Source organism: Aeromonas sp. EU05-FHT14A05 (genome assembly GCF_058791175.1).
The window spans coordinates 62,870-78,501 of sequence record NZ_JBYTDH010000016.1; the positions used below are offsets into that span (position 1 = coordinate 62,870).

At 61.8% G+C, this 15,632-nt stretch carries 12 protein-coding genes; 7 read left to right on the top strand and 5 right to left on the bottom strand.

The genetic code is table 11. The annotated features are described in order from the left end of the window. Window positions 1-489 precede the first annotated feature (489 nt). Both AC3WR3_RS18695 and uvrA read left to right on the top strand, forming a co-directional pair. Complete coding sequence (locus AC3WR3_RS18695) at window positions 490-1,128, top strand: LuxR C-terminal-related transcriptional regulator (RefSeq protein WP_492292874.1); 639 nt, start codon at window positions 490-492, stop codon at window positions 1,126-1,128. 94 nt (window positions 1,129-1,222) lie between these two features. Further along, the gene (gene uvrA, locus AC3WR3_RS18700; protein WP_492292852.1) at window positions 1,223-4,051 is read left to right on the top strand and encodes an excinuclease ABC subunit UvrA; all 2,829 of its coding nucleotides are present in this window, start codon (window positions 1,223-1,225) and stop codon (window positions 4,049-4,051) included. Window positions 4,052-4,232: 181 nt separating this feature from the next. Here uvrA and AC3WR3_RS18705 read toward each other — a convergent pair whose 3' ends face one another. Beyond that, window positions 4,233-4,358, bottom strand: coding sequence for a hypothetical protein (locus AC3WR3_RS18705; RefSeq protein WP_005328766.1), 126 nt, complete (start codon window positions 4,356-4,358; stop codon window positions 4,233-4,235). Window positions 4,359-4,682: 324 nt separating this feature from the next. Here AC3WR3_RS18705 and AC3WR3_RS18710 point away from each other — a divergent pair, with 324 nt between their 5' ends. The 3 genes from AC3WR3_RS18710 (at window position 4,683) to AC3WR3_RS18720 (ending at window position 8,928) form a co-directional block, all read left to right on the top strand. Next, window positions 4,683-5,294: an OmpW family outer membrane protein gene (locus AC3WR3_RS18710; protein WP_492292853.1), complete on the top strand. Its 612-nt coding sequence runs from the start codon at window positions 4,683-4,685 to the stop codon at window positions 5,292-5,294. A 200-nt stretch (window positions 5,295-5,494) separates the two neighbouring features. Next, complete coding sequence (locus AC3WR3_RS18715) at window positions 5,495-7,474, top strand: methyl-accepting chemotaxis protein (protein ID WP_492292855.1); 1,980 nt, start codon at window positions 5,495-5,497, stop codon at window positions 7,472-7,474. Window positions 7,475-7,482: 8 nt separating this feature from the next. Then, window positions 7,483-8,928 carry an ABC transporter substrate-binding protein gene (locus AC3WR3_RS18720; RefSeq protein ID WP_492292857.1) on the top strand — a complete coding sequence of 482 codons (1,446 nt, stop codon included), beginning with the start codon at window positions 7,483-7,485 and terminating at the stop codon, window positions 8,926-8,928. Between the two features lie 60 nt (window positions 8,929-8,988). Here AC3WR3_RS18720 and AC3WR3_RS18725 read toward each other — a convergent pair whose 3' ends face one another. Further along, window positions 8,989-9,783 (bottom strand): GNAT family N-acetyltransferase, encoded by a 795-nt coding sequence (locus AC3WR3_RS18725; RefSeq protein ID WP_492292859.1) that lies wholly within the window; start codon window positions 9,781-9,783, stop codon window positions 8,989-8,991. A 327-nt stretch (window positions 9,784-10,110) separates the two neighbouring features. Between AC3WR3_RS18725 and metF the strand changes: the two genes are divergently transcribed. Next, window positions 10,111-11,007: a methylenetetrahydrofolate reductase gene (gene metF, locus AC3WR3_RS18730; RefSeq protein ID WP_025328549.1), complete on the top strand. Its 897-nt coding sequence runs from the start codon at window positions 10,111-10,113 to the stop codon at window positions 11,005-11,007. Window positions 11,008-11,073: 66 nt separating this feature from the next. Here the strand turns inward: metF and AC3WR3_RS18735 are convergent, their stop codons facing one another. Together AC3WR3_RS18735 and AC3WR3_RS18740 are read right to left on the bottom strand one after the other, a co-directional pair. Then, window positions 11,074-12,138: a DUF3103 family protein gene (locus tag AC3WR3_RS18735; protein ID WP_492292862.1), complete on the bottom strand. Its 1,065-nt coding sequence runs from the start codon at window positions 12,136-12,138 to the stop codon at window positions 11,074-11,076. Window positions 12,139-12,285: 147 nt separating this feature from the next. After that, complete coding sequence (locus AC3WR3_RS18740; RefSeq protein WP_492292864.1) at window positions 12,286-13,437, bottom strand: benzoate/H(+) symporter BenE family transporter; 1,152 nt, start codon at window positions 13,435-13,437, stop codon at window positions 12,286-12,288. A 116-nt stretch (window positions 13,438-13,553) separates the two neighbouring features. Here AC3WR3_RS18740 and AC3WR3_RS18745 point away from each other — a divergent pair, with 116 nt between their 5' ends. Next, on the top strand, window positions 13,554-14,123 hold the full coding sequence (locus tag AC3WR3_RS18745) for a helix-turn-helix domain-containing protein (RefSeq protein WP_492292866.1): 570 nt from the start codon (window positions 13,554-13,556) through the stop codon (window positions 14,121-14,123). A gap of 3 nt (window positions 14,124-14,126) precedes the next feature. On the opposite strand, the gene AC3WR3_RS18750 is transcribed toward AC3WR3_RS18745, so the two are convergent. Then, window positions 14,127-15,320 carry an NnrS family protein gene (locus tag AC3WR3_RS18750; RefSeq protein ID WP_492292868.1) on the bottom strand — a complete coding sequence of 398 codons (1,194 nt, stop codon included), beginning with the start codon at window positions 15,318-15,320 and terminating at the stop codon, window positions 14,127-14,129. Window positions 15,321-15,632 lie beyond the last annotated feature (312 nt).

The window sequence follows — 15,632 nt, forward strand, 5'->3', positions numbered from 1 at the left end:
GCCAGGCCAAATGCCTGGTCCCATTCAATATGTCGTTTGTTTGCAATCAGATGCGCGCCACGGATGGACCTCATCTTCACGCATGTCACGGCTGTGCCAGATTCAACCGACGCGTTTATCGGCCATCCGCCGCAGCGTTTGCCCGCAATAATACCAGTTGGCGGAGATGAGCGCACACCTTCCTGTCCCGGCGAGCACCAAACCCCGCCGCTGGCGTCCGAGTAACTTACTCGAGGTATGGCCCCACCAGCAAGGGGCGACGGGGCCGAGTGCTGCATCGACGGCCAAGGCCTGCTATGGTGCGGTCCGGCACTACTTGACCCCCCAAATGGGGGGTGTGTGCTAGTCATTTGTATTGGTTGGAAAATTGCTGAGCTTCAAAGGAATCACAGCAGCGTCTAATACTTTTTTAATGCTGCAGCCAGGAGGGGGATTGGTACTCTTCCTTGCCGAAAAGCCCCGACTCGAATGTGCAAGGAAGTTCTCTTGATGACGCCCGAATACCCCTTAGTGCTGATCACCGAAAATAATGCACAAGCCAGCAGTTTCCAGCGTCACCTCAGCGAAGAGCTTGGCTTGTCCATCTTGCTGGTGGGGGAGATAGAGGCCCTGCCCGAACCCGCCGATACGTCTGCCCAGACGCTGCTGCTGATCGATCTGGACTATCTGAAGTCGGCTCAGCAGGCGGATTGGAGCAAGGCCATCTGCAGCCGCTTCGGCGAGGCCAGCGCCGTGCTGCTCAACGCCCCGACCAGCACGGACAGGGAGCTGCTGCTGATGTGGCCCCATACCAGCGGGCTCTTCTTCCGCCAGGACAACCTGGACAGACTGGTGATCGGCATCCGCAAGGTGTTGCAGGGGGAGTACTGGATCCCGCGCCATCTGCTGTGCGATCTGGTGGATTACTACCGCAAGGGGAGCGGCCAGCCCTTGCGCAACCAGACCCTGCTGACGGCCCGCGAGCAGGAGATAGTCCGCCACCTGATGACGGGGGCCTCCAATACCGAGATCGCCGACAGCCTGTTCGTGAGCGAACACACCATCAAGTCCCACCTCTATAACGTGTTCAAGAAGTTGAACGTCAAGAACCGCCTGCAGGCGGTGAGCTGGGCCAAGGAGTATCTCTGAGCGCCGGGGTGGGATGATAAAAGACTGTCTATTCATCCAGTAGTCTCTATGCCATACTGGCCCGCTCTGGTTCCCGTATCGAGCGCGCAACAAGATGGAAAAAATCGTGATCCGGGGTGCCCGCACCCACAACCTCAAGAACATCAACCTGACTCTGCCCCGCGACAAGCTGATCGTGGTCACCGGCCTGTCCGGTTCCGGCAAGTCCTCCCTGGCGTTCGATACCCTCTATGCCGAAGGCCAGCGCCGCTATGTGGAGTCCCTCTCCGCCTATGCCCGCCAGTTCCTCTCCCTGATGGAGAAGCCGGACGTGGACCATATCGAGGGGCTCTCCCCGGCCATTTCCATCGAGCAGAAGTCCACCTCCCACAACCCGCGCTCGACCGTCGGCACCATCACCGAAATCTACGACTACCTACGCCTGTTGTTTGCCCGAGTCGGTGAACCCCGCTGCCCGACCCACGCCATCCCGCTCGCCGCCCAGACCATCAGCCAGATGGTGGATCAGGTGCTGGCCCAGCCCGAAGGCACCAAGCTGATGCTGCTGGCGCCCGTGGTGCGCAATCGCAAGGGGGAGCACACCAAGCTGCTGGAGAACCTGGCGGCCCAGGGCTACATCCGTGCCCGCATCGATGGGGAGGTGTGCGACCTTTCCGATCCCCCCTCGCTGGAGCTGCACAAGAAGCACACCATAGAAGTGGTGGTGGACCGCTTCAAGGTGCGCGATGACCTGGCCCTGCGCCTCGCCGAATCCTTCGAGACGGCACTGACCCTCTCCGGCGGCATCGTCCTGGTGGCCCCCATGGACGGAGAGGAGGGGGTTGCCCCCCTGATCTTCTCTGCCAACTTCGCCTGCCCCGAGTGTGGCTACTCCATGTCGGAACTGGAGCCGCGCATCTTCTCCTTCAACAACCCGGCCGGTGCCTGCCCCACCTGCGACGGCCTCGGGGTGCAGCAGTACTTCGATCCCGCCAAGCTGATCCAGGATCCGGGCCAGAGCCTGGCCGGTGGCGCCATCCGGGGTTGGGACAAGCGCAGCTTCTATTACTTCCAGATGCTCAAATCCCTCTCCGAGCACTACAAGTTCGATCTGGAGGCGCCCTGGGAAGATCTGCCGGCCAAGACCCAGGAGGTGATCCTGCGCGGCTCCGGTCGCACCGAGATCGAGTTCCGCTACATGAACGATCGCGGCGACGTGGTGGTGCGCAAGCACCCGTTCGAAGGAATATTGCACAACATGGAGCGCCGCTACCGGGAAACCGAGTCCAACTCGGTGCGGGAAGAGCTCTCCAAGTACATTGCCAACAAGTCCTGCACCAGCTGCGGTGGCAGCCGGCTGCGGGAAGAGGCGCGCCACGTCTTCGTCGACAACCGCAACCTGCCGGCCATTGCCGAGCAATCCATCGGCGATGCGCTCGCCTTCTTCGAGGGGCTGAACCTCACCGGCCAGCGCGCCCAGATCGCCGAGAAGATCCTCAAGGAGATAGTCGAGCGGCTCGGCTTCCTGGTGAACGTCGGCCTCAACTATCTGAGCCTGTCTCGCAGCGCCGAAACCCTCTCCGGCGGCGAGGCGCAGCGGATCCGGCTGGCGAGCCAGATTGGCGCCGGTCTGGTGGGGGTCATGTATGTACTGGATGAGCCCTCCATTGGCCTGCACCAGCGGGACAACGAGCGGCTGCTCAAGACCCTCACCCATCTGCGCGATCTCGGCAACACGGTGATCGTGGTGGAGCACGACGAGGACGCCATCCGCCTCGCCGACCATGTGCTCGACATAGGCCCGGGGGCCGGCGTGCATGGCGGAGCCATAGTCGCCCAGGGGACACCGGAAGAGATCATCGCCAATCCCGAGTCGCTCACCGGTGACTACCTCTCCGGCCGCAAGCAGATCGCCATTCCTGATGAACGTACGCCGCTCACCGGCAAGTGGTTGAAACTCAAGGGGGCGAGCGGCAACAACCTGCGCAACGTCAACCTGGATCTGCCGATCGGGGTGATGACCTGCGTCACCGGCGTCTCCGGCTCAGGAAAGTCGACCCTGATCAACGACACCCTGTTCCGCATCGCCCACCGGGAGCTGAACAAGGCGACCGAGTCCACCCCGGCCCCCTATCGCGAGGTGGAAGGGCTGGAGCATCTGGACAAGGTGGTGGACATCGACCAGAGCCCCATCGGCCGGACCCCGCGCTCCAACCCGGCGACCTATACCGGCCTGTTCACCCCGATCCGCGAGCTGCTTTCCGGCACCCAGGAGGCGCGCTCCCGCGGCTACCAGCCGGGCCGCTTCTCCTTCAACGTGAAGGGGGGCCGCTGCGAGGCGTGCCAGGGGGATGGGGTCATCAAGGTGGAGATGCACTTCCTGCCGGATGTGTATGTGCCGTGCGACGTCTGCAAGGGCAAGCGCTACAACCGCGAGACCCTGGAGGTGAAGTACAAGAGCAAGAACATCCACGAGATCCTGGAGATGACGGTCGAAGATGCCCGCGAGTTCTTCGATCCCGTGCCGGCGGTGGCGCGCAAGCTGCAGACCCTGATGGACGTGGGCCTCTCCTACATCCGCCTCGGTCAGTCTGCCACCACCCTGTCGGGGGGCGAGGCGCAGCGGGTCAAGCTGGCGCGGGAGCTCTCCAAGCGGGACACCGGCCAGACCCTCTACATCCTGGACGAGCCGACCACGGGGCTGCACTTCCACGACATCCAGCAACTGCTCAAGGTGCTGCACCAGCTGCGAGATCGCGGCAACACCATAGTCATCATCGAGCACAACCTGGACGTCATCAAGACCGCCGACTGGATCGTCGATCTGGGGCCGGAAGGGGGCGCCGGTGGTGGCCGCATCCTGGTGACCGGCACGCCGGAGGAGATGAGCCGTTGCAAGGAGTCGCACACCGCGCGCTTCCTGGCCCCCTTGCTGAACAAGTAGGGGCACATCAGACATACAAGGGGCCAAGGCCCCTTTTTTGTGGGCGATCGCCGGGGGATGGAGAGATCCCGGGCTTCGCCTCGGCGGCGGGCGCAGGATCTGAGCCCGGAGCATGATTGAATGCGGTATTGAAGCGGGCAGGGCAATCCCGCACCCAGGGTGTGAGCCGTGACGCCGGGGGTCAGTGGGCTAGCATCAGGAAGGCGAGGGCGAACAGAAAACCGAGCAGGATAAACAGGAAGGAGCCTATGCCCCAGATGGCTGCCAGGATGCCGATGATTTTGTCTTTGCGTGTTTGTGGTTTCATAAAGATTAAATTACAGCATGGCTACATTGCTTTAATAAAATACGCTGGCCGGCATCATTAAACAACAGTGAAATGGGAATATGGGCAACCTTAAGGTGTATTTATTTGCTATTTTAAATGGGGTGTCATTGCATATTTATATTTCAACTTACTGTATTTAAATGGTTTTACGGTGTTATTTGTCAGGTTTTTGGCTGTCTGAAGCTGCTGTGTACATCCATCTATTTCTTGATAACTATTGAGCTAAATCAATAACCGTCCATTCACATCCTTTTATAGTTTTCGGGCTTACAACATAGAAAGAAAACAAAAAGGAATTATGTGATGAAAAAAGTGCTTCCTCTCCTGATCGCAGCCGCTTTTGCTTCCCCCGCCGCCATGGCCCACCAGGCCGGTGACATCCTGGTGCGTGGCGGCCTGGCCTTCGTCTCTCCCCAGACCAGCAGTGACGACGTGCTCGGCACCGGCGAGCTGGATATCGACAGCAACATGCAGCTGGGGCTGACCCTCTCCTACATGCTGACGGACAACTGGGGCGTCGAGCTGCTGGCGGCGACGCCTTTCTCCCACTCGGTGTCGACTCCGGGGCTGGGTGAGGTCGCCAAGGTCAAGCACCTGCCGCCGACCCTGATGGCCCAGTACTACTTCGGGGATGCCAACAGCAAGGTGCGCCCCTATGTCGGCGCCGGCATCAACTACACCATCTTCTTCGATGAAGAGGGCCGCGGCGCCCTGGCAGGCACGGATGTGAGCGTTGACTCCTCCTGGGGGCTGGCGGGTCAGGTGGGCCTGGACATGGCGATCAACGACCGCTGGTTCGTCAACGCCTCCGCCTGGCTCATCGACATCGACACCGACGTGCACACCGCGGTGGGCACCATCAATACCTCCATCGATCCGGTTGCCTTCATGTTCGGCGTCGGCTACCGCTTCTGATGACAAGGTTGGCCGCCTCAAGGCCATGACAACCAAGCATGTCTCTTTGGCCCGGCTCTGTTCGGGCCCTTTTCTGTCCGGCGCGGCGCAATAACTGTGATCCGGCCCCTCATGGCGTCACTTATTGCTCTTCCATTGCCTCAACTTGCCGATAGCCTCTGCGTTCACCCCTTTATTTCCCAACGAGTGAGGATGTCTCCATGGGTTTATCTATCGTGCAGCGGATCATCGCCGGATTTGTGCTGATGTTGCTGCTGCTGGTGTTGCTGGGCTTCATCAGTATCCTGAAGATCCGGGGAATTAATGAGGGACTATCCCAGGTATCGGATCGTGCCACTCCCCTGGTGATCGCCGTTGCCGGGCTCAAGGGTGCCTTGCAGGACAGCAACCGCTGGGTGCTGACCTACAGGACCAGCGAAGATGCCACCCAGTTGCCGCAGCTGGCCAGCCAGTTCAAGGCGCAGCAGGCGCGCTTCCTGGCCCAGAGCCAGGAGATGGCCCGCTTCAACGACGTGGCCGAGGCGGGCGAGCGCTTTCGCCAGGTAGATGGGGCCACCCGGGAGTTCTACGCTCTGGCGGATCAGGTGCTGAGCCAGCATGGTCAGTGGATAGCCGCCCTCGATCGGCGTCATGAGCTGGAGCTGGCCTTTATCCGGCTGGAGGACACCTATCAGTGGGCCGCCGATCTGCTGTTGCAGCAGACCGCCAGCAAGCGCTCCATGCGCAACAAGGCCGAACTCATCACCTCCGGCATCGCCCGGGATCTGAAGAACATCCGTCGGGCCGACGCCAAGACAGACCTCAACGAACTGGAGAAGGTGCTCGCCAAGGACATCGAGATGGCGCGCAAGCGGCTCGAGCGGGTGCTGGTACCCGATGACGTGAGGCAGCGCTTCGTCGTCAATCTGGACAGGATGCAGGAGCTGGCGCTCGGCCCGCAGGGGCTGCTGGCCACCATGCGCCATGCCCAGCAGCTTGCGGCTTCGCTGCAAACCTTGAATCAGCAGCTCGATACCAGCCTGGTCAACAGCCTGGCGCTGCTGGACGAGATGGGCAAGTCGGCGGGCAGCATCGCCAGCCAGAGCCGGATCGGGGCCGATGACGCCGTCAGCAGTGCCAGCTTCTGGATCCTGATCGTCTCCGCCATCTCCGCCGCCGCCGCGCTCATCATCGGTTACACCACGGCCCGCAGCATACAGCGCCCGTTGCAGCTGATCGATCGGGCGCTGGATCGCATGGCTACCGGGGACATGACCCGGCGCATCGACTACCAGAGCAGTTGTGAATTCGGCAGCCTGACCCGCTCCATCAACACCCTGGCGGACAAGACGGGGGAGCTGCTCTCCCAGATCAACGCCGGTTCCCGCCATCTGGTGGAGGAGGCGAGTCGCGCCGCCGAGATCAGCGAGCGCGCCATGTCCAGGGTGCAGGATCAGAAGAGCCAGACCGACCAGGTCGCCGCTGCCATCACCGAGCTGGAAGTGAGCGCCACCGAGGTGGCCCGCTCCACAGATGGCACCAAGCGCGAGGTGGATCTGGCTGACGAGGAGGCTCGCGCCGGTCGCAAGCAGGTGGCGACCACGCGCCAGATCACCGAACAGCTGGCGGGCGCCATGGAGGAGGCGGTCGGCATCACCCACAAGCTGGGTGAATTCAGCAACAACATCGGCAGCATTCTGGATGTGATCCGCAGCATTGCCGAGCAGACCAACCTGCTGGCACTGAATGCGGCCATCGAGGCGGCACGGGCCGGTGATGCTGGTCGCGGCTTTGCCGTGGTGGCGGACGAGGTGAGGGCGCTGGCGAACCGGACCCAGACCTCGACCGAGGAGATCCAGGCCATGATCGAGAACCTGCAGAGCTCCAGCAAGCAGGTGATGGAGGTGATGGCCCGCAGCCAGGAGCAGACCCAGGGTTGCGTGTCGCAGACCCGGGCCATGGACGAGGCGCTGCAATCCATCGCCGAGCGGATGAGCGCCATCAAGTCGATGGCGGATCAGGTCGCCCATGCGGCCCAGGAGCAGATCTCGGTCAGTCAGGGGGTGGCCCGTCATATCGCCGGCATTGCGGACGTGGCCTACGAGACCGAACGGGAGGCCCGTGAATCGGCAGGCAGCAGTGAAGTGCTGGCGGAACTGGTCGCCAAGCAGCAGCAATTGATCGCTCATTTCAAGGTGTAGGAGGACTTATGGCTAACAAGTGGATCGGGGCCCTGAGTCTCCTGTTGTGTGGCCAGCTGATGGCCAGCGAGCTGGTGATCGAAAGCTGGCGGATAGATGACAAGGCCTTGTGGGAGGAGAAGATCATTCCCGCCTTCGAGGCCGCTCACCCGGGCATCCTGGTGAGCTTCAACGGGGTGCAGAATGTCGAATACATGCCGACCCTCTGGGCCAGCCTGAAAGCGGGCAAGGCCGGGGATCTCATCACCTGCCGCCCATTCGACGACTCCCTGGCCCTGTTCAAGGCGGGCCATCTGGCGGAGCTGAGCGAGATGGCCGGGATGGAGAACTTCCCGAGCTTCGCCCAGTCCCCCTGGCAGACCGATAGCGGCGCCCAGACCTTCTGCGTGCCCATGGCCTCCGTCATTCACGGCTTCTTCTACAACAAGCAGATCTTCAGCGAGCTGGGGTTGGCGGTGCCCCAGACCCGGGACCAGTTCTTCGCCGTGCTCGACAAGGTGAAGGCGGACGGTCGCTATGTGCCGCTGGCCATGAGCGGCTCCGAGAGCTGGGTCGCCTCCGAGCTGGGCTTCCAGAACATAGGTCCCAACTACTGGAAGGGGGAGGATGGCCGATTGGCGCTGATCGCGGGTCAGGAGCGGCTCGACAATCCGCAGTACGTCAAGGTGTTCGAGGAGCTGGCCCGCTGGCGCGCCTATCTCGGCGAGGGGGGGGAGGGTCGTGACTACGCCACCACCAACGAGCTGTTCACCTCCGGCAAGGCCGCCTTCTATGCGGCCGGCTCCTGGGAGATAGCCCCCTTCACCGGCAAGGTGGAATTCGGTGTCATGCGCCCCCCTGTGGCAAAACAGGGTGACGGTTGCTTCTTCACCGATCACACCGACATCGGCATGGGGATGAACCCGGCCAGCAAGAACAAGGAGGCCGCCATGACCTTCCTGCAGTGGCTGACCACCTCCCAGTTTGCCGAGCTCTATACCAACTCGCTGCCGGGGTTCTTCTCCCTCTCCAACCACTTCTTCGAGGCCACCAACCCGGCGGCCAAGGAGATGATGGAGTGGCGGGATCAGTGTGACTCCACCATCCGGGTCGCTACCCAGATCCTCTCTCGCGGCACCCCCAAGCTGGGGGATGAGCTGGCCGAGGTGAGCCAGGGGGTGTTGCTCGGCACCATGGCGCCGCAAGCCGCCGCCGATCGGCTGGAGCAGGGATTGAAGGGCTGGTATGCCCCTCATCAGGGCCGGCAGGCCAAGACCCCGGACTGCCAATGCGCTCCTCCCGCCGCCGTCTCTGCCGCTCCCGCCACGGTTGAGGCTGCCGTCCCTGCGCCATCCGCGGCCATCTCGACCGAGCTGAACGCGTCCCCCGTGTCTGCAGCTGTGGCTCCCTCGGCGGTGGCCGCGACCGACGTCGAGCAGGCGCTGGCCAGCGAGCTGGAAGCGCCGCAGCCCTGAAGGGCGGCACCATGAGAAAACGGGAGGCATCAGCCTCCCGTTTTCATTTGCGCCAGCTGCCTATGGCTGCTGAGCCCAGCGGCACAGGCTGCCGATGCGCGCCACCGGGACGAAGCCCAGGGCGCGGTAGACCCGCTGGGCGTGGTAGTGCTCGTCCGCCACTATGATGAGCTGCCTGGCCCGCTCGAACCCCTGGCGGGCGACCTGGCTCAGCAACTGACGGCAGAGGCCCCGGTTGCGCCAATCCTGATGGGTGCGTACCAGTTGAAAGCGCCCCATGGCGCCGGTGAAGAAGAGGCCGCAACTGGCGACCAGACGATCCTGATGCCAGATCCCCCACCACTGTCCCAACCCATCGGCGATCATGGCCTGATAGAGGTCGCGCCGTGACTGAAGGTAGGCAAGGTAGCTTGCCTCATCATGGCCCGAGTCCCTGTCATCGAGCTCCAGGGTCAGCCAGTCATCCCAGTCGGCGGGGGTGAAGGGGCGGGCAGGGGCGAGGTCCTGGTCGCTCTGGGCCTTACAGTCGGCCGCCTCCAGCGCCAGCACCACGCACTCCATGTACTGGTATCCCGCCGCCACGAAGCCGGCGACCCGGCTGTTCTGCCCCTCGGCCAGCGGCCACTGGAAGGTGCGATGGCGGATCCTGGGATCCTGGCCGATCAGCTTGTCGAAGCTGGCTTCGAGCCAACCCTTGTCGCGGTCGCTGGGGGGCGTGGGGAGCAGCAGATAGTTGCCGAAGTAGTAATCCGGGGCGGTCGGGGTGCACACGGCCCAGAACCCTTCATGGTCCGTCACCTCGCCCTGATAGCGATCGAACAGCAAATCGGTGGCAAAACCGGGGTGATCTTCCATGACAAGGCTCCTGCAAATGCTTGAATTGATTATCGGCAGGGAGAGGGAGAAGTTAAAAAAAGGCCGGGAAACCCGGCCAAACAATCACACGCAGATTCAGAACGTCCAGGACGATCCGCCCGCATCATAGCGTGCCTGAGGCCATTTTGGGATGGGGCCCGTCGTTACTTGGGTCGAATTGCAAAATAAAAAAAATCGTTTATCCCGCCTTCGCCGGCAAATCGGTGTTGACTTTGATCCGTTTTCTCATAAAGATAGAAAGACGTTTAGACGTCCAAACATCCGTTTTGACGTACAGGAATCGGTTGTAGGACAGGGAGAGAGCAGATGGGATTTCACAGCGCGCGTCAGGTCGAGGCACTCAACCAGAGTCTGGCTGACTTGGGTAACAACATTTCGGTCAGCTTCGAGTTTTTTCCACCCAACAGTGAAGGGATGGAGAACACCCTCTGGCAATCTATCGAACGACTGCAGGTGCTGGAACCCAAGTTTGTCTCCGTGACCTATGGCGCCAACTCGGGCACCCGGGATCGCACCCACAAGGTGATCAAGGACATCAAGGAGCGCACCGGCCTCATCGCCGCGCCGCACCTGACCTGTATCGATGCCAGCCGCGACGAGCTGAGAACCATTGCCCGTGACTACTGGAACAGCGGCATTCGCCACATAGTGGCACTGCGCGGTGACCTGCCTCCCGGACTCGACAAGCCGGACATGTATGCCACCGATCTGGTCGCCCTGCTCAAGTCCGAGGCCGACTTCGACATCTCGGTTGCCGCCTATCCGGAGGGCCACCCCGAAGCCAGGAGCGCGCAGTCCGACCTGCTCAACCTCAAGCGCAAGATAGATGCCGGTGCCAACCGCGCCATTACCCAGTTCTTCTTCGATGTGGAGACCTACCTGCGCTTCCGCGATCGCTGCGCCGCCATCGGCATCGATGCCGAAATCGTGCCGGGGATACTGCCGGTCTCCAATTTCCAGACCCTCAACAAGTTTGCCGGCTTTACCAACGTGAAGATCCCGCGCTGGATGCACCAGCGATTCGAGGGGCTGGATAACGATCAGATGACCCGCAACATGGTGGGGGCCAGCATCGCCATCGATCAGGTGCGGGTGCTGAGCCAGGAAGGGGTGAAGGATTTCCACTTCTACACCCTGAACCGCTCCGAGCTGACCTACGCCATCTGCCATACCCTGGGTGTGAGGCCCAAAGGCCAGGCCTGATCCCCATCAGTCAGAAACGAGAAAAGCCAATGAGTTGCCTCATTGGCTTTTTGCTATGGGCGATGATCAGGGTCTGGTCGGCTGGATCTCCTTGGGCTCCAGCGTGATGACCGCATTGCCGGCGGCACCGGGATACTGGTGGTAGCTCTGGTCCTGCTCCAGGGTGTAGAAGGTATCCAGGTAGTCGTCGTTGTTGGTCATCCAGGAGTCGGGCAGCGCCTTGACGATGCGGCCGCCGAGATCGAGGAAGGGGAGGGCTTCCGGCACGCCGCCAGCGGTGAAGCCGAGCTTCAGCGCCTCGATCAACAGGGCGCTCAGCTCCTTGTAGTTGACGTTGTCATCCTGCTCCATCATGACGAGGTCGACCGCACCCCAGCGATAGCGATCCCAGTACACCAGGATCTGGTTCGGGCTGTAATCTGTGTTGTCATGGTCGAGGTAGGGCATGTCGACTATGTCCACCACGGGGTCATCCCGGCTCGGATTGACCCCGGCCACGACGGCGTAGACCTCGGCGGTGCCGAGCAACCAGGGCTCCTGATCATCGCTGAGCCTGATCTTCTTGAGGATGCTGGTCTTGAGGGGGGCCGTGTTGCTGGCTGCGCGGGGGGCCGCCTGGATGTCGGCGGCAGCCAGCGCCTTGCGCATCACCTTCAGACCGGCATTCTTGGCCTTGATGGGGTCGGCCTCCACTACCAGCACGGGTCGTGCCGGTGGCTGGTTCACATCGAGGTAGACCGGATTGCCGGCGCCATCGAAGGCTTCGATGGCGCTCCAGCTCTTCTCATCGCCGCTCGGCACGTATGCAATCAGCGGCTCTGTTCCCTGCTTGAGCGCATTGGCCTGCTCGGGGTTGGCCAGTCGCAACTGCATCAGCTGTTTGACCTCACCCTCCAGTCCTTGCCGGTTGATGGCGGCCTGATTGGCATCGGTGGCTTGGCGCTTCAGCCTGGGGCTCGCCTTTTGCAGCAGGTTGGGCAGCGGACTCTGGTACTCCTGATTGGTGAGCAGGGGCAACAGACTCTTCTGCTGCAGTGCGAGCTGGCGTGCCAGCTCCCTGTCCGTGTCGGCGGCATGGGCACTGGCGGTGCCCAGCAGGGCCAGCAATAAAATGACAGCCTGATTCCTCATTCTTCTTCTCCAGTATTGAGTCTGACAGAGGCGCGCATCGGGAAGAATCTGCGCCTCTTCTTCACTAGACGGGAGTTGGGTTCGGCTGTGAAGCATCCTTGCCGAATTATGTGTTGTGTCTCACTAGGGTCTCCCCAGATGGTCAGGTCAGGCGCGGAGTCGGTTGACTTGATGCAGCGCCACGCCGACCAGCAATCCCCAGCAGGCGGAACCGACACCGAGCAGGCTGATCCCCGAGGCCGTGATGAGGAAGGTGAGCAGTGCGGCTTCCCGCTCTTCATCCTGCTGCAGCGCGCCGTGCAGGCTGCTGCCTATGGTGCCGAGCAGTGCCAGCCCGGCCACGCAGGTCACCAGAGCGGTGGGGAAGGCGCTGAACAAGGCGACCACAGTCGCCCCGAAGCAACCGGTCAGCAGGTAGAAGCAACCCGCCCACACGGCGGCGGGCCAGCGGCGAGCGACGTCGGGATCCACCTCCTTGCCCATGCAGATGGCGGCCGTGATGGCGGCCAGGTTGAAGGTGTAACCACCGAACGGGGCCAGCAGCAGACCGGTCAGGCCGGTCCAGCCGATCAGGGAAGAGGTGGCAGGTTGATAGCCATGGGCACGGAGGATCGCGATGCCGGGCATGTTTTGCGACGTCATGGTGACGAGGAACAGCGGCAGCGCTATCCCCAGCACGGCGTTGATGGAAAAGGCTGGCGATATCCACACCGGGCTGGAGAGCTGCCAGTGGACTTCAGCCAGTTGCAGCTCGCCCCTCAGGATGCAGAGCAGCATGCCGGTGGCCAGGACCAGCACCATGGTATAGCGGGGCCAGAGGTGGCGGCCGAGCAGGAAAGCCAGCAGCAAGGCGCCAAGCAGCAGGGGATCCTGGGGGGCCACCTTGAACAGATCCAGCCCGAATCTGAGCAGCACCCCGGCCAGCATGGCGGCGGCCAGAGGAGCCGGGATGTGGCGCATCAGCCTGTCGAACCAGCCGCTGATACCGCACAGGGTGATCAGCAAGGAGGAGATGATGAAGGCACCTATGGCCTCCGCCAGGCTGAAATTGCCCAGGCTGGTGATGAGCAGGGCGGCCCCAGGTGTTGACCAGGCGGTCAGTACGGGGGTGCGGTAATAGAGGGAGAGGCCGATGCAGCTCACACCCATGCCGATACCCAGCGTCCATAGCCAGGAAGATACCTGGGCTGCATCGGCGCCGGCGGCGGTAGCCGCCTGAATGATCAGTACGACCGAACTGGTATAGCCAACCAGGACGGCGATTAGGCCTGCGACCAGATGAGGGAGAGCAAAGGGCATGGCGACATCCTTGTGTATGCTGATAGCTTGTGCGTTATTACGTACAATGTGGCTTTGACTATAGCGGCGTGCGCTATAACGCACAAGGCGAAGATGCAGCATTCGGGAGAGGGCGTATGCAGGAGATGAATCGGCACCTGGCTCAGCGATTGAAAGGGCTGCGCGCCGAACTGGGGTGGAGTCTGGATGTGGCTGCCCGCGAGACGGGGGTGAGCAAGGCCATGCTGGGGCAGATAGAGCGGGGGGAATCCAGCCCGACGGTGGCGACCCTGTGGAAGATCGCCACCGGGTTTCGGGTCTCCTTCTCCAGCTTTATCGAGCCGACCCCGGCAGTGGCGGGGGAGACGCTCTATCGCATCGCCGATGACATTCGCCAGCAACCAGCGGGCGAAGGCATGCAGGTGGCGCCCCTGTTTCCCTATGAAGACCGGTTCGGTTTCGAGCTGTTCGAGTTGACCCTTCTACCCGGCTATCAGCGGGAATCTGAACCCCATGAGCCCGGGGTGACCGAACATGTGATCGTCATCAGCGGTGTGATGGAGGTGCTGGTCGATGGGCAGTGGCGCTCGCTGGATCAGGGAGAAGCCGTACGCTTCGCCGCCGACCGTCCCCATGGTTACCGTAATCTGGGAATAGCCCCGGCCGTCTTCCACAACCTGATCCACTATCCTGCCATTCGCCCCTGATGGTTAACCCGGACGACCATCGGCTCTGGGGCGGGTCAGGATGGGGGTATAGAACCAGACAAACAGACCATAGGCCGCTATCCAGCTCCAGCCGCTCAGGTTCCATCCCGTCAGTGTCAAGGTAGGCCAATGCAGAGGGAGCAAGACCCGCACGAAGGCAGAGAGGATCACCAGCGCGAATGCCAGGGTGATCCAGCGCCCGACGTGCAGGGCTCTGCCGCTGTGCCCGAGTGACACCCTGGCAATCATTCCGAGGATCATGGTCCCCATGCAGCCAGCACTGAGCAGGTGACTGGCGAGGGACAAGCTGAGAGGCAGCCCCGCAGCCTGGGCCGCGAGGGCGAGCAGGCCGAGGGGAATAAACAGGTAAGCCAGGTGCAGCGACCATAGCAGGGGCTGTGCCAGGGTGGTGCCGGGTCGCCAGCGCAGTTGCCTGCACAGGTGCAAGCCGGCCGCCACTATATATAGAGGCACCATATATAGAGAGTTGATCCATGAGTCAGGCAGCAGCCAGAGCAGCAGGATCAGCCAGAGAGAGGCCAGTGCCCCGCGCTCCAGCCAAGGGCTGGGCGGCGCCTTCTCCTGACCCGTGCCCCTGGCGGTGAAGAAGGGAATCACACGTCCGCCCATCACGGCGATCAGGGTGGTGAACAGCAATACCGTCGTGATGAGCAGATGCTCCACTGTGCTCCAGTCATCTCGCCATAACCAGCTGGCGCCATTGAGCAGAGTCAATATGAGGAGCAGGGGGGCAAAGAAGAGGTTGCGCCATTGGCGCGTCATGATGACGGGCTTGGCGAGGAACCAGGCACAGAGCGGCAACCAGGCCAGATCCAGAACCATCAGAATGAGATTGTCTTCTCCAAGCCAGGGTAGCAGGCTCCTTGGCAGCACCCACAATCCCACGATCAGTGCCAATGGCCAGCTGCGAACGCCGGGATGAGCCGTCCAGTTCTGGACGGCGGTCAGTAGAAACCCCGCAACTATGGCGGCGCCAAAGCCGAACAACATCTCATGAGCGTGCCACCAGATGGGATTGCCAATACCGGGCAGGCTGAACCAGCCATTGAGCTGTCCCAGCCAACCCAGCATGGCCAGGCAAGAAAACAGGGCTCCGAGCAGGAAGAAGGGGCGAAACCCCAGGCGGAACAGGGGAACTATCTGCTCCTCCTTATGGCTATCGAGGATCTGGTGCATGGCAGCGACCTTAATTGAACATTTGAAAAGCCAATTATAAAGTGGCTTTTCAAATGTTCAATTTAAATCCAGGGAATGCCGATTTGGGTGGGGTGGTGGGTAAAAAAGGAACGTCTTGCTGTAGAACTGAGCGAACAAACGGTTAAGGTGAAAAAGCCCTTGTCATCCCGGCGCGGCTCCCTATAATGCGCCCCTACCAGCACGGCGGAACACGCCGAACTGATGAGCTAGCTTCCTTGCGAAGCAGGCGCCGAAAGAAAAGCGAAAACAACCGCTTGACTTTCGAAGTGAGGAGCGTAAGATGCGCCTCCT